Source organism: Streptomyces sp. NBC_01723 (assembly GCF_036246005.1).
Classification (GTDB): Bacteria; Actinomycetota; Actinomycetes; order Streptomycetales; family Streptomycetaceae; genus Streptomyces.
Map to the genome: position 1 here is coordinate 843538 of NZ_CP109171.1, position 19828 is coordinate 863365.

Annotated in this window: 17 protein-coding genes; 7 read left to right on the forward strand and 10 right to left on the reverse strand. The window is 71.8% G+C overall.

Annotation, left to right across the window (positions count from 1 at the left end; translation table 11 throughout):
* Positions 1–21: 21 nt before the first annotated feature.
* Positions 22–615 carry a PadR family transcriptional regulator gene (locus tag OIE75_RS03990; RefSeq protein WP_329469539.1) on the reverse strand — a complete coding sequence of 198 codons (594 nt, stop codon included), beginning with the start codon at positions 613–615 and terminating at the stop codon, positions 22–24.
* A gap of 71 nt (positions 616–686) precedes the next feature.
* On the opposite strand from OIE75_RS03990, the gene OIE75_RS03995 reads away from it, so the two are divergent.
* The 4 genes from OIE75_RS03995 (at position 687) to OIE75_RS04010 (ending at position 5072) form a co-directional block, all read left to right on the forward strand.
* Positions 687–1088 carry a nuclear transport factor 2 family protein gene (locus OIE75_RS03995; protein WP_329469541.1) on the forward strand — a complete coding sequence of 134 codons (402 nt, stop codon included), beginning with the start codon at positions 687–689 and terminating at the stop codon, positions 1086–1088.
* A 372-nt stretch (positions 1089–1460) separates the two neighbouring features.
* A complete protein-coding gene (rho, locus tag OIE75_RS04000) occupies positions 1461–2600 on the forward strand; it encodes a transcription termination factor Rho (protein WP_329469544.1) in 1140 nt (379 codons plus the stop codon).
* 124 nt (positions 2601–2724) lie between these two features.
* Positions 2725–3906: a D-alanyl-D-alanine carboxypeptidase family protein gene (locus OIE75_RS04005; protein WP_329469546.1), complete on the forward strand. Its 1182-nt coding sequence runs from the start codon at positions 2725–2727 to the stop codon at positions 3904–3906.
* A 107-nt stretch (positions 3907–4013) separates the two neighbouring features.
* Positions 4014–5072 carry a fatty acid desaturase family protein gene (locus OIE75_RS04010; protein WP_393568230.1) on the forward strand — a complete coding sequence of 353 codons (1059 nt, stop codon included), beginning with the start codon at positions 4014–4016 and terminating at the stop codon, positions 5070–5072.
* Positions 5073–5084: 12 nt separating this feature from the next.
* On the opposite strand, the gene OIE75_RS04015 is transcribed toward OIE75_RS04010, so the two are convergent.
* Genes OIE75_RS04015 through OIE75_RS04030 form a run of 4 tightly spaced genes read right to left on the reverse strand, consistent with a single transcriptional unit; the run spans position 5085 to position 7085 of the window.
* On the reverse strand, positions 5085–5921 hold the full coding sequence (locus OIE75_RS04015; protein ID WP_307009705.1) for an undecaprenyl-diphosphate phosphatase: 837 nt from the start codon (positions 5919–5921) through the stop codon (positions 5085–5087).
* 38 nt (positions 5922–5959) lie between these two features.
* On the reverse strand, positions 5960–6334 hold the full coding sequence (gene crcB, locus OIE75_RS04020; RefSeq protein ID WP_329469548.1) for a fluoride efflux transporter CrcB: 375 nt from the start codon (positions 6332–6334) through the stop codon (positions 5960–5962).
* Positions 6331–6750 (reverse strand): FluC/FEX family fluoride channel, encoded by a 420-nt coding sequence (locus OIE75_RS04025; RefSeq protein WP_329469550.1) that lies wholly within the window; start codon positions 6748–6750, stop codon positions 6331–6333. Before OIE75_RS04025 ends, crcB begins: the two co-directional genes overlap by 4 nt.
* A 47-nt stretch (positions 6751–6797) precedes the next feature.
* Positions 6798–7085 (reverse strand): helix-turn-helix domain-containing protein, encoded by a 288-nt coding sequence (locus OIE75_RS04030; RefSeq protein ID WP_307009709.1) that lies wholly within the window; start codon positions 7083–7085, stop codon positions 6798–6800.
* Between the two features lie 193 nt (positions 7086–7278).
* Between OIE75_RS04030 and OIE75_RS04035 the strand changes: the two genes are divergently transcribed.
* Positions 7279–7686: a MarR family winged helix-turn-helix transcriptional regulator gene (locus tag OIE75_RS04035; protein WP_307009711.1), complete on the forward strand. Its 408-nt coding sequence runs from the start codon at positions 7279–7281 to the stop codon at positions 7684–7686.
* Positions 7687–7866: 180 nt separating this feature from the next.
* Here OIE75_RS04035 and OIE75_RS04040 read toward each other — a convergent pair whose 3' ends face one another.
* Both OIE75_RS04040 and OIE75_RS04045 read right to left on the reverse strand, forming a co-directional pair.
* A complete protein-coding gene (locus tag OIE75_RS04040) occupies positions 7867–8268 on the reverse strand; it encodes an SseB family protein (protein ID WP_307009713.1) in 402 nt (133 codons plus the stop codon).
* A 116-nt stretch (positions 8269–8384) separates the two neighbouring features.
* Positions 8385–8855: an SRPBCC family protein gene (locus OIE75_RS04045; protein ID WP_329469553.1), complete on the reverse strand. Its 471-nt coding sequence runs from the start codon at positions 8853–8855 to the stop codon at positions 8385–8387.
* Between the two features lie 141 nt (positions 8856–8996).
* On the opposite strand from OIE75_RS04045, the gene OIE75_RS04050 reads away from it, so the two are divergent.
* Entirely contained in the window at positions 8997–10442 is a 1446-nt protein-coding gene (locus tag OIE75_RS04050) for a glyceraldehyde-3-phosphate dehydrogenase (RefSeq protein ID WP_329469555.1), read from the forward strand.
* A 146-nt stretch (positions 10443–10588) separates the two neighbouring features.
* Positions 10589–12853, forward strand: a complete 2265-nt coding sequence (locus tag OIE75_RS04055; RefSeq protein ID WP_307009716.1) for a hypothetical protein — start codon at positions 10589–10591, stop codon at positions 12851–12853.
* A 61-nt stretch (positions 12854–12914) separates the two neighbouring features.
* On the opposite strand, the gene OIE75_RS04060 is transcribed toward OIE75_RS04055, so the two are convergent.
* From OIE75_RS04060 to OIE75_RS04070, 3 genes are all read right to left on the reverse strand, one after another.
* Positions 12915–16304: a CARDB domain-containing protein gene (locus OIE75_RS04060; RefSeq protein WP_329469556.1), complete on the reverse strand. Its 3390-nt coding sequence runs from the start codon at positions 16302–16304 to the stop codon at positions 12915–12917.
* A gap of 371 nt (positions 16305–16675) precedes the next feature.
* Positions 16676–18121, reverse strand: a complete 1446-nt coding sequence (gene argG, locus OIE75_RS04065) for an argininosuccinate synthase (protein WP_307009720.1) — start codon at positions 18119–18121, stop codon at positions 16676–16678.
* Between the two features lie 57 nt (positions 18122–18178).
* Entirely contained in the window at positions 18179–19618 is a 1440-nt protein-coding gene (locus OIE75_RS04070; RefSeq protein WP_329469558.1) for an NAD-dependent succinate-semialdehyde dehydrogenase, read from the reverse strand.
* Positions 19619–19828: the final 210 nt, after the last annotated feature.

A 19828-nucleotide genomic window follows, 5' to 3' on the forward strand; every position in this document is an offset into this window, starting at 1 on the left:
GGAGGCTGGGGGAGGGAATGGTCAGACAGGCCCTTGGGGCCGCCCGGCGGGCCCGGCCGGGGCACGCCGTTCGTCGAGCACGGTGAGGACGCGCTCGCACCAGCGGGCGTTGTCCCGTTCGAAGGTGATTCCGGCGAGCAGCGTGAGGTAGGGCCCGACGCGGTCGGCCTCGCGGAGGTGCCGTTCCTCCGTGCGCCCGTCCAGGAGGCGTTCGCGCACGCGCTCGTAGCGGGCGAGCTTGCCCAGGGCCCACGCCCTGCGCTCCTCGACCAGCGCGCGGACGGCGTCGGGGTCGGCGCCGTCCATCGCCTGCATCTTGATCAGGAACTCGTCGCGGACGGCGGTGGGGCGCCGGGTCGGCTCGACGGCGAAGGCACCCAGCCGCTCCCGCCCGGCCCCGGTGAGCGAGAACAGCCGTTTGGTGGGCCTGCGTTCCTGCTGCACCGTCCGTGCCTCGATCAGCCCGTCGCCCGCCAGGCGCTCCAGCTCCCGGTAGAGCTGCTGCGGCGTGGCGGGCCAGAAGTTGGCGAGCGACACGTCGAACACCTTGGACAGTTCGTAGCCCGAGGCCTCCCCCTCCAGGAGAGCGGCCAGGACGGCGTACTTGAGAGACATGTCGACACGCTAGCAAGAACGGACTAATCTACTCCGCACCTATTCAATTATTTTACTAGGAGGTGGCTGCGATGCAGGCATTCCGCGCGGCGGTCGAGACGCACGACATCGACGCCGTCGAAGCACTGCTGGCCGAGGACGTGGTCTTCACCAGCCCCGTCGTGTTCAAGCCCTACCGGGGCAAGGCGATCACGGCGGCGATCCTGCGCGCGGTCGAGCGCGTCTTCGAGGACTTCCGCTACGAGCGCGTCATCGGCGAGGAGGGCGGCCGCGACCACGCGCTGGTCTTCTCGGCACGGGTGGGCGACCGGGAGATCGGCGGCTGCGACTTCCTGCACCTGGACGAGTCGGGCCGGATCGACGAGCTGACGGTGATGGTGCGTCCGCTGTCGGGCGCCCAGGCGCTCCAGGCGGCCATGGCCGCGCAGTTCGAGCGGATCGCGCAGGAGGCGCAGGCGGGTACGGCCGGCTGAGTCCGGCCCGGCACATGCGGAACACGGAATCACGGAAGCCGGAACAGGGACCGCACCGGCGGCGTTGACGGGTGTGGGACGCAGGTTCGTCCCATTCCCGTGCCCCCCACCACGTCCCGTGGTACGGTGCGGTCAGCACTTGTGTACGCCCCGATGGGGCGCCGGTGCCAGTTCCTTCGGTTCGCCGACCCGCCCGTCGCGATGCGACCGGCGCGTCCGCTTCTCAGCACAACCTCGTGAGCAGGGTCTTCGTACCCGCAGTCACCGAGGTGCTGTTCCCGCCGTCCGGAGGCGTGTCGTCCGACCCCTCGCACGGCTCTCCCCTTCCTTCCGCATGTCCCATGCCCAGGTGTCCTCGAAAGGACCGACCACATGACCACCACACTCGAACACCCCCCTGTACAGCAGTCCCCGGCCGAGATCGCGAGCGGCGTCCTCGACATCGAGACGGGCGGGAAGGGCCGCCTGCGGGGCGCGAGCCTCCAGCCCGAGCCGAACGACCTCGCCCTCTCCCCCGCCCTGATCCGCCGGCACGGCCTGCGCAAGGGCGACCTGGTCGAGGGCGTGCGCGGCGACCGGCGCACCCTGACCGACGTCGTCCGCGTCAACGGCCGTACGCCCGACGGCCGGGACGGCCGCCGGCACTTCCACGACCTGACCCCGCTGCACCCGCACGAGCGGCTGCGGCTCGAACACCGGGCGGCCGGTCTGACCGGGCGCGTCACCGATCTGCTCGCACCGGTCGGCAAGGGCCAGCGCGGCCTGATCGTGGCCCCGCCCAAGACCGGCAAGACCGTCCTGCTCCAGCAGCTCGCCGCCGCGGTGGCCGGCAACCACCCCGAGTCCCGGCTGATGGTGGTGCTGCTCGACGAACGGCCCGAGGAGGTCACCGACATGCGCCGGTCGGTGCGGGGCGAGGTGTACGCCTCGACCTTCGACCAGAGCGCCAAGCAGCACATCGCGCTCGCCGAACTCGTCATCGAGCGCGCCAAGCGGCTCGTCGAGGCCGGTGAGGACGTCGTCATCCTGCTCGACTCCCTCACGCGGCTGTGCAGGGCGCACAACAACGCCTCCCCCTCGGGCGGCCGTACGCTCAGCGGCGGCGTCGACGCCGGGGCGCTCATCGGCCCCAAGCGGTTCTTCGGCGCGGCCCGCAAGGCGGAGGAGGGCGGCTCCCTCACCATCCTCGCCACCGCCCTGGTGGAGACCGGCTCGCGCGCCGACGACTTCTACTTCGAGGAGCTGAAGAGCACCGGCAACATGGAGCTGCGGCTGAGCAGGGAACTCGCCGCCCGCAGAGTGTTCCCGGCCGTGGACATGGCCGGTTCGGGCACCCGGCGCGAGGAACTCCTGCTGTCCGCCCCCGAGGCCACCGCCGCGCGCGGGCTGCGGCGGGCGCTGGCGGCGCGGGACGGGCAGTCGGGCCTGGAGACGCTGCTGGAGCGGATGCGCCAGACCCCGGACAACGCCGCGTTCCTGCGGCAGGTCCAGCCCACCCTGCCGGCCGGCTGACCCCGCCCGGCCCGCCGGGCCCCCGCCCCGCCGAGACACCCCGTTCTACGGCGAACGGGTGCACGCGCGCGCGACTCGCCCCGGGCAGCGCGGCGGTTCGGGCATTCGTTCCTACGTTTGCGGTATGACTATCGGATTCTCATCCCGGGCGGCTCGATCCACTTGCGTGCTCTGCGTGGCAGGCCTGCTGACGCTCATGCCCGCCGCCGCGGCCGCCCGCACGGGACAGCCGGACCCCGGGCCACCGGGCGTGCCCGGCCCGATGGCCCGATCCGCGGCGCTGTACGGCTCCGGAACGCAGGTCCGGCCCGGCCCCGAGGCCCCGGAGGTTCCCCGTGTCTCCGCACTGTCCTGGGTGGTCGCCGACGCCCAGAGCGGCGACGTGCTGGCCGCCCACGACGCGCACCGTCCGCTGCCTCCTGCCAGCACCCTCAAGACGCTGTTCGCCCTCGCCGTGCTGCCGGTCCTGCCGGGCGGCGTCCGCCACGAGGTGAGCGCGGACGAGCTGTCCGGCATCGGTCCGGGCAGCAGCCTGGTCGGTGTCGCCGAGGGCCGCACATACCGCGTCTCCGACCTGTGGAACGGGGTCTTCCTCAACTCCGGCAACGACGCCGTGCACGTCCTCGCCTCGCTCACCGGCGGCTGGAGCGCCACGGCCGCCCGGATGCAGGCCGAGGCCCGTGCCCTCGGCGCCCTCGACACCCATGTGCGCTCACCCGACGGCTACGACGCGCCGGGCCAGGTGTCGTCGGCGTACGACCTGGCGGTCTTCGGACGGGCGGGACTGCACAACCCGGACTTCGCACGGTACTGCGGCAAGGTCGACGCGCTCTTCCCCGGCCGGGACGGGGAGGCGTACGGAATCATGAACACCAACCGCCTGCTCACCGGAGCGGACGGCGTGGAGCCGTACCCGGGGCTCATCGGCGTCAAGAACGGCTACACCAGCAACGCCGGCAACACGCTGATCGCGGCGGCCCACCGCGACGGGCGCACTCTGGTGGTCACCGTGATGAACCCGCAGGAGGGCGGCGGCCACGCCGTGTACGAGGAGACCCGCTCGCTGCTCGACTGGGGCTTCGAGGCGTCCGGTCTGGTCGAGCCGGTGGGCTCGCTGACGCCCCCGGACGACCGGCCCCAGCCGGGCTCAGAGGCGGCGGCGCCCGTGGCGGTCGCGTCGACGCGGGCCGCCGAGCACGAGCCGGGCTGGCCGGAGACCGGCGCCATCCTCGGCGTCGCCGGGCTCGGCGCGGGCGCCGTGGCGCTGGCGCTTCGGCTCAAACTCGTGCGTGACGACGGGAGTTGACGAGAAGCGGGAGGAGGGCCCCCGGGACGGGGGTGGTGCTGGCCTCACCCCTGTTCCGGGGGCGGACGCCATTCTGCGGCCGGTAGCGCGTTCACATACTGAACAGCATGGCCAATCCAACGATGCTCATCGAGAAATCCCCCGCGCGCGGACGGGAACAGCGACGCGAGAAGGGCAGCGACTTCTCCGAACTCTCCCGGCGCATGGCCGACGCGGATCTGCTCCGGCGCCGCCCGCTGTACTACACGGTGCGTTTCGGTGCCGTCGCCCTCGCGCTCGCGGGCGGTGTCACCGCCTTCGTCACCCTGGGGGACAGTTGGAGCCAGCTGGTGGTCGCGGCGGCGCTGGCCGTCGTCTTCGGCCAGCTCGGACTGGCCGCCCACGACCTCGCCCACCGGCAGGTCTTCACCCGCCGGCGCCCCAGCGAGGCCGGTGGACTGCTGGTGGCCAACCTGCTGCTGGGCATGAGTTACGGCTGGTGGATGAACAAGCACACCCGCCACCACGCCAATCCCAACCACGAGGAGAAGGACCCGGACGTCTCCCCCGACATCCTCGTCTGGTCCCGGGGCCAGGCGAGCAGGGCGAAGGGGCTGCCGCGCTTCGTCGGGAAGCACCAGGCGGCCCTGTTCTTCCCGCTGTTGACGCTGGAAGGTCTCAACCTGAGTTTCAACAGCTTCAAGGCGCTGCGCAGCCCGTCCATGAAACGGCCGGCGGTGGAGGGGTCGCTGCTCGTCGCGCACTTCGTCCTGTACTTCGGCGGACTGTTCACGCTGCTGTCCCCCGGCAAGGCGCTCGCCTTCATAGCCGTGCACCAGGGCCTGTTCGGGATCTACCTCGGCTCGGTCTTCGCACCCAACCACAAGGGCATGCCGATGATCGAGGAGGGCACGCGGCTGGACTTCCTGCGCCGCCAGGTCCTCACCTCCCGCAACGTACGCGGCGGTGTGTTCGTCGACGCCTTCATGGGCGGCCTCAACTACCAGATCGAGCACCACCTCTTCCCCAGCATGCCGACCCCCGCGCTGGCCGAGGCCCAGGCCGTCACCGAGGCGTACTGCGCCGAGCTGGGCGTCCCGTACCACCAGACGGGGCTGCTCGCCTCGCACCGCGAAGCCCTGCGGCACATGCGGAGCGTCGGGGAACCGCTGCGCGCCGCCCGTTGAGCGCGGTGGCGGTCAGCTCTGCAGCACGCCCGCGCCGAGCAGCCCGAACAGCAGGACGCCGACCGCGATCCGGTAGACGACGAAGGCGTTGAAGGAGTGCTTGGTGACGAACTTCAGCAGCCAGGCGATCGAGGCGTAGGCCACCACGAAGGAGACGAGGGTGCCGACCACCAGGGGCGCGGCACCCGCTCCCGCGCCCAGGGCGTCCTTCAGTTCGTACAGACCGGCGCCGGTCAGGGCCGGGATGCCGAGGAAGAAGGAGAGCCGGGTGGCGGCGACCCGGTCGAGGTCGAGCATCAGGGCGGTCGACATGGTGGCGCCGGAGCGGGAGAAGCCGGGGAAGAGGAGCGCGAGGATCTGCGAGCCGCCGACCAGCATGGCGTCCTTGAACGAGGTGTCGTCCTCGCCCCGCTTGTGCCGGCCGGTGCGGTCCGCCGCCCACATCACCCCGCTGCCGACGATCAGTGAGCCGGCCACCACCCACAGGGAGGCGAGCGGGCCCTTGATCAGCGGCTTGGCGGCCAGGCCCACCAGGACGATCGGGATCGTCGCGCAGATGACCCACCAGGCGAACTTGTAGTCGTGGTGGTACCGCTCCTCCCGGTCCCGCAGCCCGCGCACCCACGCGGAGAGGATCCGAGCGATGTCCTTGTGGAAGTAGACGAGCACGGCGGCGATCGCGCCGACCTGGATGACCGCCGAGAAGCCGATGACGGAGTGGTCGTCCACCGGGATGCCCATCAGCCCTTCGGCGATCTTGAGGTGGCCGGTGGAGGAGACGGGCAGGAACTCGGTCACCCCCTCGACGGCTCCGAGGACGATGGCCTGACCGATGCTGATGGCGCTCATGAGACCCACTTCCTACTACACGCGGGCGAGCACCCCCGTCACGCTCGGAGCGCGTCGGCGAGTGTCACCCCCGCGGACACCGCCGCGAGGCCGGCCGCCACACTCGCCGGCACGTTGACCGCGGCCGAGAGGCGGGAGCCCGTCTCGGTGAGGCGGAGCGTCTCGTAGGAGAAGGTCGAGTACGTCGTGAGGGCGCCGCACAGCCCGGTCCCGAGCAGCAGGCGCAGGTCGGATCCCGCGGCTCCGGCCAGCGTGGCACCCGTGACCAGGCCCAGGACCAGGGAGCCGACGACGTTCACGGTGAAGGTGCCCCAGGGGAAGGCCGAGCCGTGCCGGGACTGCACCGCGCGGTCGGTGAGGTGGCGCAGGGGTGCTCCGGCCATGCCGCCCACGACGACCAGCAGCCAGCTCATCCGGGGCTCCGCCTCCGCTTCGGTGTCCGGCGGGCCGCCCACGAGGCGAGCCACACCGCGGTGAGTGCCGCGAGCGGGGTGGCGGCGAGGTAGGCCAGACCGGTGCCCGGGTGGCCGTCCGCGAGCAGCCCGCGCATGTCCGCCGCGTAGGTGGAGAAGGTGGTGAAACCGCCGAGCACCCCGGTGCCGAGGAAGGGCCGGACCAGGCGGTGGACGTCCCACACCTCGGTCACGGCGACCATGAGCAGGCCCATGGCGGCACAGCCGGCCACGTTGACCCAGAAGGTCGTCCAGGGGAAACCGCCGCTCCGCGTCGGCCACCACAGGGCGGCGGCGTAGCGGGCTGCGGCGCCGGCACCTCCGCCGAGGGCCACGACCGCGACGACGGGTGCCTGGACACGCCACCCCTGCGTCATGGTCGTACGCCTCCCGCTCGCTCGACGGCGGGGCCAGGGTAGCCCGGCTACCAGCCCTTCTCGAACATCCGGGCCACCTCAGCGATGCGCACCTCGTCGCGCCGGTAGTACGTCCGCCCGCGGATCCTGCGGGTGCGCAGCAGGCCGAGGCGGGTGAGCAGGGTCAGGTGGGTCTCGGCCACCCGGCGGGGCACGCCGAGCTTCGCGGCGACCGGGCCGGACGGGACGCCGTGCGTGGCCGCGTTCACGCAGCGCTGGGGCGGGAAGTGCGCGACCGGATCCTTGAGCCATTCCAGGATGTCGAGACGCGTACCGTGCCCGGGGGTCCTCGGCATCTCGCCCTCCCTCCGTCGGGCCCGCCCGCCCCTGTCCGTCCACTGTCCCGCAGCCGGGGTCCCGCTGTCCGGGAGTCCCCTTCCTTGTCCGGTACCCGACCCGTCGATGCCCAGGCGGCTTCTTGCACGCGTTTCTTGCACGCGCACTAGTTGCACTCTCAACGAACGGGCCTTCCGGTGCTACCGTGCAGGTATGGCAGTCAGGACGGCCGGTCTGCGGCTCGAGGAACGGTGGCGGGACATCCTCGCCGTGCACGCGCGCACCATGTGCGAGATCGACCGCGCGCTGCATCCGCACGGTCTGGGGGCGAGCGACTTCGAGGTGCTCGACCTCCTCGTGACGGAGGGGCCGGAGGAGGGCGCCCAGTGCCGGGTTCAGAACCTGGTCGGCCGGGTCCACCTGAGCCAGAGCGCGCTGTCCCGGCTCATCGCCCGGCTGGAGAAGGACGGCCTGGTCGAGCGCACGATGTGCGCGGAGGACCGGCGCGGTGTGTACGTCGCCCTGACCCGCCGGGGCCGCGAGCTGCACGGCGAGGTACTGCCGCTGCAGCGGGCCGTACTGTCCCGCATGCTCGGTGACGACGACGAGCCTCGTCCCTGACTGGAGCCGGGTCGAGCGTCGAGGCGGGGCCGGACGGCGAGAGGGCAGGACGCGCCCCCGGGGCTGTTCAGGGCCGCCAGGACGTCCGTCGGCGAAACGCCACCGCTCGCGCGACGGCGCGCCGGAAGTCGTCGAGGCGGCCATCCGCGATGCGCATGGCGTTGCGGAGGCCGGGTCGGCTCAGGGGCGGGCCAGCAGGCTGCGTACGCCGTCCGACGTCAGGGTGAGCCGGTGCTCCGAACCGGCGTCGATGGACAGCGACAGGTCGTCGGCGGGCCACTGCGCGGCGAGAGCGCCCAGCGGCACCATCCGGTAGCGGGAGACGTACGGCAGCAGGTCGGCCATCTCCAGCTCCGAGGTGAACACGGGCACCACCTGACGGCCGCCCTGCTGTTCCAGCACCGGCAGCGCCAGCATGCCGGGGTCGGTGGCCTCCTGGTCGTTCGTGTCGTCGGGCACGGGGACGAGGACGTCGCTGCTCGCGAGCGTGTCGAGCGCCACGGTGTCCTCGGTGTTCTCGGCCAGCGTGTCCAGGGCACGCTGGGCGGGCGTCACGGGCTGGTCGTTCGCGGGTGTCTCCATGGCAGATTCCCTGATAGCGGCGGTCTACGGCCCGCGCGGACGATGGGCACGGACGCGGTCCAGACTCGCGTACCCGATCATCCACGGCGCAATCATGTGCGGCGCGGGTGCCGGACTCACTCCTTCCGCTCGGCCGTCTCCACCAGTGCGGCCAGCTTCGCCAGCGCCATCCGCGTGCCCGTCTCGTTGTCCTCGGCCGACACCGCGTCGGGCAGACCGTCGTGGGCGACGACCACCTCCGTGCCGCCGCCCGCGTCGGTGAGCGTCGTGGTCATGGTCATCCGGCCCTGGAACGCGGGGTCGGCGGACTCGAACTCCAGCACCTCCACGACCTGCTCGCCGGGCACGAGGCGGGCGAAGTGCCCGTGGTAGGTGTCGCTGTGCGCGGCGGACTTGCCCGTGCCCGTCGGCGCCCCGTAGGTGAGCGACACGCGGAAGGCGCCGCCCGCACGGGCCTCGAACGCGTGCACCCGGGCGGTCATGCCGTCCGGGACCCGCCAGGCGGCGACGGCCGCCGGGTCGAGCAGCGCGCGGTACACGGCGGAGCGCGGGGCGTTCACGTGACGGGAGACGCGGGTCGAGTGCATGGGCACCACCCTTCCCCCGCCCGTCCCCCCGGGCAAGCGCCCCGGAAAGCGCACTCATCTGATCGCACGGGGGCCCACTTGATCGATCAACGGAGTGGTCGGGTTAGCATATGAGCGCCGCCTAGCTCGAAAGATAGAGACGTGACTGTCAACGACGACTCGTTCACCAACTGGAAGAACCGCGAAGAGATCGCGGAATCGATGATCCCGATGATCGGGAAGCTGCACCGGGAGCAGGACGTCACGATCCTGCTGCACAGCCGTTCCCTGGTGAACAAGTCGGTGGTCAGCATCCTCAAGACCCACCGCTTCGCCCGCCAGATCGCCGGCGCGGAACTGTCGGTCACCGAGACGATGCCCTTCCTCCGGGCACTCACCACGCTCGACCTCGGTCCCTCGCAGATCGACATCGGCATGCTCGCCGCCACCTACAAGGGCGACGACCGCGGACTCACCGTCGAGGAGTTCACCGCCGACGCCGTCGCCGGGGCCACCGGCGCCAACAAGATCGACCGCCGCGAGCCGCGCGACGTCGTCCTCTACGGCTTCGGCCGCATCGGCCGGCTCGTCGCCCGCCTGCTGATCGAGAAGGCCGGCTCGGGCAACGGCCTGCGGCTGCGCGCCATCGTCGTCCGCGGGGGTGGCGATCAGGACCTCGTCAAGCGCGCCTCGCTGCTGCGCCGCGACTCCGTGCACGGGCAGTTCCAGGGCACCATCACCGTCGACGAGGAGAGCAGCACGATCCTCGCCAACGGCAACGCGATCAAGGTGATCCACGCCGACGACCCCTCGCAGGTCGACTACACGGCGTACGGCATCAGGAACGCCATCCTCATCGACAACACGGGCAAGTGGCGTGACCGCGAGGGCCTGTCGAAACACCTGCGTCCCGGCATCGACAAGGTCGTCCTGACCGCCCCGGGCAAGGGCGACGTCCCCAACATCGTGCACGGTGTCAACCACGACACCATCAAGCCGGACGAGCGGATCCTGTCCTGCGCGTCCTGCACCACCAACGCGATCGTGCCGCCGCTGAAGGCGATGGCCGACGAGTACGGAGTGCAGCGCGGCCACGTGGAGACCGTCCACTCGTTCACCAACGACCAGAACCTGCTGGACAACTACCACAAGTCGGACCGCCGCGGCCGCAGCGCGCCGCTGAACATGGTCATCACGGAGACGGGTGCCGCCTCCGCCGTCGCCAAGGCGCTCCCGGACCTCAAGGCGCGGATCACCGGCAGCTCGGTCCGCGTGCCCGTGCCGGACGTGTCGATCGCGATCCTGAACCTCCAGCTCGCCCGCGAGACCACCCGCGAGGAGGTCCTCGACCACCTCCGCGAGGTGTCGCTGACCTCGCCGCTCAAACGCCAGATCGACTTCATCAGCGCGCCCGACGCGGTCTCCAGCGACTTCATCGGCTCGCGCCACGCCTCGATCGTCGACGCCGGAGCGCTGAAGGTCGAGGGCGACAACGCGATCCTCTACCTCTGGTACGACAACGAGTTCGGCTACTCCTGCCAGGTCGTCCGCGTCGTGCAGCACGTCTCCGGGGTGGAGTACCCGACGTACCCGGCCCCGGCCGTCTGATCCGGAGTACGCGCGAGGGGGCGGTGGGACACGGTTCCCGCCGCCCCCTCGGGTATCAGCCGGCCGCGGCCCGGGCATGCGTGTGATGGCGTTCCCGCCCGGACGCCCCGCGTGGCACGACGGCCGGCTGAAACGAGAATGGCTCCATGGACGCACTGGTTCGGCGCTCCCCCTGGGTCGGGGTCCTCACCTGGTGCGTGGCGGTGCTGAGCCTGACCGTCCTGGCCGCGGCGGCCGTCATCCGCAGCACGGTGCTCGACCCCGGGTTCTACGGGCAGGTGCTGGAGGACGAACGGGCCTACCAGCGGTTCTACGACGAGGTACTGGTGGACCCGGGCAGTACGCCGTTCACCAGCGAGCTGCTGGACCGGCTGCCGGTGCCGCAGTCGACCGTCACCTCGAACCTCAAGGTCGTGATCCCGCCGGAGACCCTGCGGACCATGGGGGACCGTCAGATCGCCGAGGTGGTCCACTACCTGGAGGGCGACCGCGAACGGCTGCGGATCACGGTCGACCTGGAGCCCGTGGTCGCGAACGTCGAACGGCTCAGCCAGGCCTACTTCGGTGATGCCGTCGCCGCTCTCCAGGAGCGGTCGGAACCCGACTTCCAGGCTTTCGTGCAGCGCATGTCCGAACTGGCGGCGCGGGTGGTGGCCGGTGAGGCACCGCTGGAAGGGCTGCCGTCGCTGCCGCTCTCGCACAGCCAGGCGGTCGCGGCCACGGACGCGCTGATGCCCCTGCTGCCGAGCGCCGAGCGCGCGGACCTGAGGCCCAGCGTGCAGACGGCCCTGGACCGCGGGGACCTCGCCTCGGCGCTGGCCGCGATCGCGCCGGTCGTCCTGACGGACCAGGTCCGGGACGCCGCCGCCGAACTGCTGAGGGAGGCGCGGCAGGGCACCTGGGTCGTCTCGGCCGACGTCGACCCCGCCGCCGAGGCGCTGGCTCCGGTGGACCGCGCCCGGTCGGTGACCCGGCTCTTCCAGGAGGTGGTGGAACCGGCGGCGGCCGTGCTCGGCGCCGCCGCGCTCACCCTGCTGTGGCTCTCCACGCCCGGGCCCGCCAGGCGCCGGCTGATGCCGCTGGGCTGGGCACCCGCGGCCGCCGCGGCGCTGCTGGCGCTGACGGTGCTGGGACTGCGACTCACCCTGGGGGACGCGCTGTTCGGCCGGCCGCCCTCGTGGCCCCCGGCTGCCTCGGGTCTGCTCGCCGACGTCCAGGCCACCGCGCTCGACCGGCTCCTGACCACCGCCGTCGTCGTCGCCGTCATCCTGCTCGCCGCCGGCGCCCTGCTGATCCTGGTGGGCTGGGTCTGGGAGACCCGGCCCAGCGTGCCGGTCCTCACCGATCCCCGGCACGGTCCGACGCTGACCTTCGCCGTGACCGCCTGCGCGCTCGTCGGGACGATGGTGGCGCCGGTGGCGATCACCGGCTCCTCGCCGCGCATCTGCCAGGGCAGCGCCGAGCTGTGCGACGCACGCTACGACGAGATCGCCCAGCTCGCCTCGCACAACGCGATGGCCACGACGGCGGACCGGTTCATCGGGCCGCTGCAGGACCCGGACATCGTCGGCCAGCTGGGCGCCGGGGTGCGCGTCCTGCTGCTCGACACCCACCAGTGGGAACGGCCCGAGGAGGTCGCGGACCGGCTGAGCACCTCGGACTTCTCCCCCGACCTGCGCCGGCGGCTCACCGGGCTCCTGGAGCGGGTGAACCCGCCGCACCCGGGTCTGTGGCTGTGCCACTCGGTGTGCGGCGCCGGGGCGCTGGAACTGGTGCCCACGCTGGGCCAGATCGGTGACTGGCTGCGGGACAACCCCACCGAGGTGGTCACCCTGATCCTCCAGGACGGCGTGGACCCGGTGACGACCCAGAACGCCCTGCTCCAGGCCGGGCTCGCCGATCTGCTGTACCGGCCGGACCCGGACCCGGACCGCCCCTGGCCGAAGCTCAAGGACATGATCGACAGCGGCCGGCGGCTGGTCGTGTTCGCGGAGCAGGCGGACGGCCCCGCGCCCTGGTACCGAAACCTCTACCGGTACGGCATGGAGACGCCCTTCGCCTTCCGCAGCCCGGACGAGATGTCCTGCGTGCCGAACCGGGGCGGCTCGGACAAGCGGCTGTTCCTGCTCAACCACTTCGTCACGGCCGGCGGCGGGCTGCGGCTGGACGCCGGGACCGTCAACTCCCGGGAGCGGGTGCTGGAGCGGGCGCACAACTGCGAGCGGCAGCGCGGCAGACCCGTCAACTTCATCGCCGTGGACTACGCGACGATCGGCGACGCGCTGGGCGCGGTCGAGGAGCTGAACGCCGAACGGCTGGAGGACGACGCCCGCGCCCCCGTCGAACGGTCGCCGGACCGGCTGCGCGACGCCCGGAACACGCCCGTGCGGGACGGATCGCCGGGGGCGTGAACGGCAGGGGCCCGGCGACGCGGTGGTACTCCGCGTCGCCGGGCCGGGGGGTGTGTCAGGGCTACCTGTTGATCCTGAACTGGGAGCCCGGCTCGATGGTGACGTCCTCCTCCGCCGAGTTGGTGATCGTGACGTCGGTCAGCGTCGCGCTGCCGCGGGCACCGCCCATCGCGAGGATGCCGGAACCGTTGTTGGACTTGTCGATGCGGACGTTGGTGATCTTCACGTCCGGCATCGCACCGCCTCCCGTCTTGAACTGGATGCCGTCGTAGGTCGAGTCGAGGATCTCGGTGTCCCGGATGGTCACGCCCGGGATGTCCTGGCCCTGCGCGAACAGGGTGATGGCGCCGAACTCCTGGTCCTCGTTCCAGAACGCGCCGCCCGTGCGGTGCAGGGCGTTGCCCGTGATGAGGGTCTGTCCGGAGAAGGGCAGCGGGTCGTGGTCGGTGGCGAGCATGATGCCGGGGTAGTTCATGGTGTCGGAGATGACGTTGTTCTCGATGGTGTTGCCGTAACCGCCGTACACCGCGATGCCGTTGGCCCGCCAGGGCAGCTGGACGGTGTTGTTGCGGAAGTGGTTGTCGTGGCCGACGTCCACGGAGGTGTCCTTCACGTACTTGCTGGCCCACACGGCGAGCGAGTCGTCGCCGGTGTTGCGGAAGGACGAGTTGTAGACGGTGGAGTTGCGGGTGCCGTTGGCGAAGTTGACGCCGTCGGCGTAGGTGTTGCGGATGCGTACGCCGGTGAACTCCAGGCCGTCGCCGGGGCCCCACAGTTCGGGGATGTTCGAGTAGTCGCGGCCGGCCCAGACGCCGACGTTGGCGTGCTCGATCCACACGTTGGTGATCTTGGTGTCCTTGCCGAAGCGGCCGTTGAGTCCGACGCCGCCCTCGTGGTTGCCGTCGCCGCCGCGGATGGTGCCCGAGCCGAAGATGGCGATGTCCGAGATCTTGGTGTTGTCGTCGATGTCGAAGCCGAAGTTGCCCTCGTGCGGGTGGTTGATGCCGCCGGCCTCGTGCGGCGGGGTCAGCGTGTAGAGCTGGGAGTGCCACATCCCGGCGCCGCGGATGGTGACGTCGCGGATGCCGACCTGGTTGAACTGGCCGCGGTTCTGCGGGTCGTCGGTGAGGATCTTCTGTTCCTGACGCCACTGTCCGGCCGGGATCCAGACGCACTCGATCCGACCGTTCTGGTCGGCGGTGACGGCGCGCTGGATGGCGTCGGTGTCGTCGATCCCGTCGCCGGGAACGGCTCCGTACTGGGTGATGGAGGTGCAGTTCGCCGGCTTGGCCGCCGGGGGCGCGACCTGCTCCAGGTCGATCAGGTCGATGACGTAGAAGGCGGCTGTGTCGCCCGCGTCGCGCTGCAGGCGGAACTGGGTGCCCTGCGGGAAGGTCTTGCCCAGCAGGGCGTGGGACTCGTCGAACAGGCGCCGCGCGTCGCCTCCGGGCCGGTTGGTGAGGCCCTCGGGGTCGTCGGTGCTGCCGTACAGCCAGCTGTGCTTGGACGAGAGGTTCAGCTTCTGCACGAACTGGCCGTCCGCGTAGAGGCTGATGGTGGCGTCCGCTCCCCCGCCGCCCGGGGCGTCGGGGACGGAGTTGCGCACCACGATGGAGTTGGTGGGCGTGGTGGAGGTGAACTCGACGTGGTCGCCGGTGGAGTCGAGCCGGACGGACTCGCGGCCCGAGGACTCGGTGCCGAAGTCGGTGTGTCCGAAGGTCCGCTTGGCGTCGGAGGTGAGCAGTGTGCCGTCGTACCGGCCGTCCTCCGCCTCGTACTCGGTGTACGGCACGGCGGCACCGCGTCCGACGACGAGGGACTTGGCGAGCACGTTGTTGTTCTCGTTGGTCTCGGCGACGACGTTCGTGGCGTCGGCGGACGCGGTGAGCGTGACGCCGCCGCCGGTCGCCTTCCAGGTGCCGCTGACGGGCACGTTCACCGTGGCTCCGGCGGCCACCTGGCCGGTGGTGCCGTTCAGGGTGGTGGAGCCGGCCTGGATCCGGGTCACCGAGCCGGCCGCGGCGGAGCTGGTGCCGCGGTTGTGCACGGCGACGGTGAAGGAGACGTCGGCGCCCACGGCCGGGTTGGCCGGGTTGGTGGTGATGGACCGCACCTCGAGGTCGGGTCCGGGCGCCCGGCCGACGTCCAGCCGGTCGGCGGCGGTGCGGCTGTTGTTGGTGTCGTCGAGTTCGGCGACGGTGTCGCGGGGGTCGGCGACCGCGGCGACCGCGTAGCTGCCCGCCGCGTGGGTGCCGGTGGAGACGGCGACCTCGGCGGACTGGCCCGGGTCGAGCGCGGGGACGGAGGCGCTGCCGGCGGCCGTGCCCTCCACGGTGACCTCGGTGGTCGTCGCGGCCGAGCGCGCGGTGCCGGCGTTGCGGACCGTGGCGTTCACGGTGACCGCGTCGCGCTCGGAGGGCGCTGCGGGTGACCAGTCGAGGCCGGTGACCGTGAGGTCGGGCGCGGGCGCGGCGGTGCCGACGACCTGGAACTCGGCGACCTGTCCGCCGGGCGCCCCGGTGTTGGAGAAGAACCTGAGCCGCACGTCGGCCATCCGGCCGCTGACCGGGATGCTCACGGTGTTGGCCTGGCCGGGGCTGAAGGCGTAGTCGGCGCGGTCGCGCAACGAGGTGAACCCGCTCGCGCCCTGGGCGCGGCCGAGGACCTGGATGCTCTGGCTCCGCGCGGCCCACACCGGGTCGGGGTTGAGCTTGACCACGACGCCGCTGACGTCCGCGTCGGCGCCCAGCTTGACCGTGAGGTCGGCCGGGTGTCCCGCGGCTTCCCAGTACGTCGAGGTGGAGTCGTCGGTGGCGTTGGCGGCGACGTAGGACTGCGTCGACGAGGTGGCCTCGACCGGCTTGTTGCGGGCGAGGTTGGTGCCGGTGGGCGGCGGGCCCGGGTCGGTCTCGTCGCCGTAGACCTCCAGTTCGGACAGTTGCGCGGCGTTCCAGCCGGTGTTGCCGGTGATGTCGACGCGGATGTAGCGGGCGTCGGTGGAGGTACCGAGGTCGACGGCGACGGTGTTGGCGCGTTCGGGGCTGAACGCCCGCGCGTCCGCGGCGGCGAGGGTGCGGAAGGTGGAGCCGTCGGTGCTGCCCCGTACGGAGAGGCTCTGGCTGCGGCTCTCCCAGCCGGCGGGCAGTTTGAGGACCACCCGGTCGACGTCGCGGGCGGTGCCGAGGTCGACCTGGAGCCACTGGGGGAAGGAACCGGCCGGGCCTTCCCAGTAGGTCGCCTGGGTGCCGTCGGTGGCGTTCCCCGCCGGGTAGGCGCCGTGCGAGCCGCCCGCCTTGGCCGGGCGGCCGAGGGCCAGGTTGACGTCGGCGGCGGCCTTGGCGGGGGCGGCCTGCGCCGTGGCGGCCAGGGGCAGCGGCAGCAGCCCGACCGTCATCAGCCCGGCTACGGCGGCGCCGGGCAGCGACCGTCGGCCGAGAGATCTCCATCTCATGGGGGTCCTCTGTTCCGTGGGGAGGCGGGGAGCGCGACAGTCCGGCAGGGAGGGAGAGCACCGATCCTGCGCGCCAATTGAGCAGGACAGTCGATTCTTTGCGGAAAGTGCGTCATCAGGTTTCTAGCGCGTCACCGGTTTGTCAACGGTCGTGGTTGAGGCGGGAGTTGGCACGTAATTCATTTGCGCAGCTTGCGTCCCACTTGCGACGCGTTGAGCTGCGCAAGGATGAACCGACGGGCGCGGATGGGCGGTTCGAAGCTCGTCGGGCACGCAAGTCGTGCACGGAGGTGAGAAACAGAAGGGCCGGCCCGACGCCGTGAGGCGTCGGGCCGGCCCTTGCCGGTGCGGGGTCCCCCGGAGGGGACGGATCAGTCCGTGCCGGACTCCATGGCGGCGCGGTCGAGCAGTTCGTCCTCGGCGGAGACCTGGCCGCGCGAGGCGATGGCCTCGGCGCCGCCCTCCGGCATGGCGCCGATCAGCCCGGTCGCGGCGGCCTGGGCGGCACCGATGGCGGGGTTGGCGGTGCCGATCAGGCCGAGCCCGGCGTACTGCTCCAGCTTGGCGCGCGAGTCGGCGATGTCGAGGTTGCGCATGGTGAGCTGGCCGATCCGGTCGACCGGGCCGAACGCGGAGTCCTCGGTGCGCTCCATGGACAGCTTGTCGGGGTGGTAGCTGAACGCCGGGCCCGTGGTGTCGAGGAGCGAGTAGTCCTCACCGCGCCGCAGCCGCAGCGTGACCTCGCCGGTGACCGCCGAGCCGACCCAGCGCTGCAGCGACTCCCGGATCATCAGCGACTGCGGGTCGAGCCAGCGGCCCTCGTACATCAGCCGGCCCAGGCGCCGCCCCTCGGCGTGGTACTGGGCGAGGGTGTCCTCGTTGTGGATGGCGTTGACCAGACGCTCGTACGCGGCGTGCAGCAGTGCCATGCCCGGAGCCTCGTAGATGCCGCGGCTCTTGGCCTCGATGATCCGGTTCTCGATCTGGTCGGACATGCCCATGCCGTGCCGGCCGCCGATGGCGTTGGCCTCCATCACCAGGTCGACCGGGGAGGCGAACTCCTTGCCGTTGACCGTGACCGGGCGGCCCTGGTCGAAGCCGATCGTCACGTCCTCGGCCGCGATCTCGACGGACGGGTCCCAGAACCGCACGCCCATGATCGGCTCCACGGTCTCCACGCCGGTGTCGAGGTGCTCCAGCGTCTTGGCCTCGTGGGTGGCGCCCCAGATGTTGGCGTCGGTGGAGTACGCCTTCTCGGTGGAGTCCCGGTAGGGGAGGTCGTGGGCGACGAGCCACTCCGACATCTCCTTGCGGCCGCCCAGCTCGGTCACGAAGTCCGCGTCCAGCCACGGCTTGTAGATCCGCAGCTGCGGGTTGGCGAGCAGGCCGTACCGGTAGAACCGCTCGATGTCGTTGCCCTTGAACGTGGAGCCGTCGCCCCAGATCTGGACGTCGTCCTCGAGCATCGCCCGCACCAGGAGCGTGCCGGTGACGGCGCGGCCGAGCGGCGTGGTGTTGAAGTAGGCGCGCCCGCCGGAGCGGATGTGGAACGCCCCGCAGGTGAGCGCGGCCAGGCCCTCCTCCACCAGCGCCGCACGGCAGTCGACCAGGCGCGCGATCTCGGCGCCGTAGGTCTTCGCACGGTCGGGCACCGAGGCGATGTCGGGCTCGTCGTACTGGCCGATGTCGGCGGTGTACGTGCAGGGCACGGCGCCCTTGTCACGCATCCACGCGACCGCGACCGAGGTGTCGAGGCCGCCCGAGAAGGCGATACCGACGCGCTCGCCGGTGGGAAGGGAGGTGAGGACCTTGGACATAGGAAGAGTATGCATGATGACGCATGACCATGCAAAGCCTGGTGCTCAGTCTCCTCCTCACCGGGTCGGCAGCGCCACGTACTGGTACTCCAGGAACTCGTCGATCCCGACCCTGCCGCCCTCCCGGCCGAGGCCCGACTGCTTGACGCCGCCGAAGGGGGCGGCCGGGTTGGAGACCAGGCCGGTGTTGAGGCCGACCATGCCGGTCTCCAGGCGCTCGCTGACCCGCAGGCCGCGGTCCAGGCCCTCGGTGTAGAGGTAGCCGACGAGGCCCCAGGGGGTGTCGTTGGCCCGGCGTACCACCTCGTCCTCGTCGTCGAAGGTGAGGATCGCCGCGACGGGGCCGAAGATCTCCGTGTCCATGAGCGCGCTGTCCGGGGAGACGTCGGTGAGCACGGTGGGCGGGTAGAAGCAGCCGGGGCCCTCGGGTGTTCGGCCGCCGACCAGCACCCGGGCGCCGCGCTCCACCGCGTCGGCGACCAGTTCCTCGACCTTGGCGCGTCCGGCGGCGTCGATGAGGGGGCCCACGTCGACGCCGTCCCGGGTGCCGGGGCCCACCACCAGCGCCTCCATCCGCCGGGCCAGCCGCCGCGAGAACTCCTCGGCCACCGGGCGGTGCACGAAGAAGCGGTTCGCGGCGGTGCACGCCTCGCCCATGTTGCGCATCTTGGCGATCATCGCGCCGTCCACGGCGGCGTCCAGGTCCGCGTCGTCGAAGACGATGAACGGCGCGTTGCCGCCCAGCTCCATCGAGGTCCTGACGACCGTGTCCGCGCACTGCGCGAGGAGCAGCCGTCCGACGGCGGTCGAGCCGGTGAAGGACAGCTTGCGGATCCGGCCGCCGCGCAGCAGCGGTTCGCAGACCTCTCCCGCCCTGGAGGTCGGGACGACGTTCAGCACGCCGTCCGGCAGTCCGGCCTCCTTGAGGATGGCGGCCAGGGCCAGGCTGGAGAGCGGGGTCTGCGGGGCCGGCTTGTGCACCATCGTGCAGCCGGCCGCGATCGCCGGGGCGATCTTGCGGGCGCCCATGGCGAGCGGGAAGTTCCACGGGGTGATCAGCAGACAGGGCCCGACCGGGCGCCGGGAGAGCAGCATGCGGTTGCGCCCGTCGGGGAGGAGGCCGTGGCCGCCGTCGATCCGTACGGCCTCCTCGGAGAACCAGCGGAAGAACTCGGCGGCGTAGGCGACCTCGCCCCGGGCCTCGGCCAGCGGCTTGCCCATCTCGGAGGTCATCAGACGGGCGAGTTCGTCCGTGCGCTCCAGGACGATCTCGTGGGCGCGGCGCAGGATCTCGCTGCGCGCCCGCGGTGCCGTGCGGGCCCACGCCTCCTGCGCCCGGACGGCGGCGTCCTCGGCGAGCCGGGCGTCCTTGGGTCCGGCGTCGGCGACGTGGCGGACGGTCTCGCCGGTCGCGGGGTCGTCCACCGGCAGGACGGCGCCGTCCGCCGCGTCCGTCCACGCGCCGCCGATGAACAGCTGGGTCGGTGTGTCGGTCATGGGGTCCCTCCTGGTCGCCCGGCCCGAGGCCGGGCTCGGTCTGCGTGTGCTCGGTCCGCCCGCCCTCCTCGCGAGGGCGGGCGGCCGTCGGGTCACCGGTCGGCCGCTTCCGATGTGCCGGCCTCGGCAGGCGAACCCGGTCCGCCGCGCCCGGCGGCCCGGCCTCGACGGCCGGACCCGGCCGGCGCGCGCACCGGAGCGCCTGCCCGC

What these genes read in the sequence shown, in the direction of transcription:
- OIE75_RS03995 (WP_329469541.1), top strand. Translation starts at nt 687, where the DNA reads ATGCAGGCATTCCGCGCGGCGGTCGAGACGCACGACATCGACGCCGTC.
- OIE75_RS04025 (WP_329469550.1), bottom strand. Translation starts at nt 6,750, where the DNA reads ATGACGCAGGGGTGGCGTGTCCAGGCACCCGTCGTCGCGGTCGTGGCC.
- OIE75_RS04045 (WP_329469553.1), bottom strand. Translation starts at nt 8,855, where the DNA reads ATGCACTCGACCCGCGTCTCCCGTCACGTGAACGCCCCGCGCTCCGCC.
- OIE75_RS04060 (WP_329469556.1), bottom strand. Translation starts at nt 16,304, where the DNA reads ATGAGATGGAGATCTCTCGGCCGACGGTCGCTGCCCGGCGCCGCCGTA.
- OIE75_RS04030 (WP_307009709.1), bottom strand. Translation starts at nt 7,085, where the DNA reads ATGCCGAGGACCCCCGGGCACGGTACGCGTCTCGACATCCTGGAATGG.
- OIE75_RS04070 (WP_329469558.1), bottom strand. Translation starts at nt 19,618, where the DNA reads ATGACCGACACACCGACCCAGCTGTTCATCGGCGGCGCGTGGACGGAC.
- OIE75_RS04055 (WP_307009716.1), top strand. Translation starts at nt 10,589, where the DNA reads ATGGACGCACTGGTTCGGCGCTCCCCCTGGGTCGGGGTCCTCACCTGG.
- OIE75_RS04040 (WP_307009713.1), bottom strand. Translation starts at nt 8,268, where the DNA reads ATGGAGACACCCGCGAACGACCAGCCCGTGACGCCCGCCCAGCGTGCC.
- OIE75_RS04010 (WP_393568230.1), top strand. Translation starts at nt 4,014, where the DNA reads ATGGCCAATCCAACGATGCTCATCGAGAAATCCCCCGCGCGCGGACGG.
- rho (WP_329469544.1), top strand. Translation starts at nt 1,461, where the DNA reads ATGACCACCACACTCGAACACCCCCCTGTACAGCAGTCCCCGGCCGAG.
- OIE75_RS04035 (WP_307009711.1), top strand. Translation starts at nt 7,279, where the DNA reads ATGGCAGTCAGGACGGCCGGTCTGCGGCTCGAGGAACGGTGGCGGGAC.
- OIE75_RS04005 (WP_329469546.1), top strand. Translation starts at nt 2,725, where the DNA reads ATGACTATCGGATTCTCATCCCGGGCGGCTCGATCCACTTGCGTGCTC.
- crcB (WP_329469548.1), bottom strand. Translation starts at nt 6,334, where the DNA reads ATGAGCTGGCTGCTGGTCGTCGTGGGCGGCATGGCCGGAGCACCCCTG.
- OIE75_RS03990 (WP_329469539.1), bottom strand. Translation starts at nt 615, where the DNA reads ATGTCTCTCAAGTACGCCGTCCTGGCCGCTCTCCTGGAGGGGGAGGCC.
- OIE75_RS04015 (WP_307009705.1), bottom strand. Translation starts at nt 5,921, where the DNA reads ATGAGCGCCATCAGCATCGGTCAGGCCATCGTCCTCGGAGCCGTCGAG.
- argG (WP_307009720.1), bottom strand. Translation starts at nt 18,121, where the DNA reads ATGTCCAAGGTCCTCACCTCCCTTCCCACCGGCGAGCGCGTCGGTATC.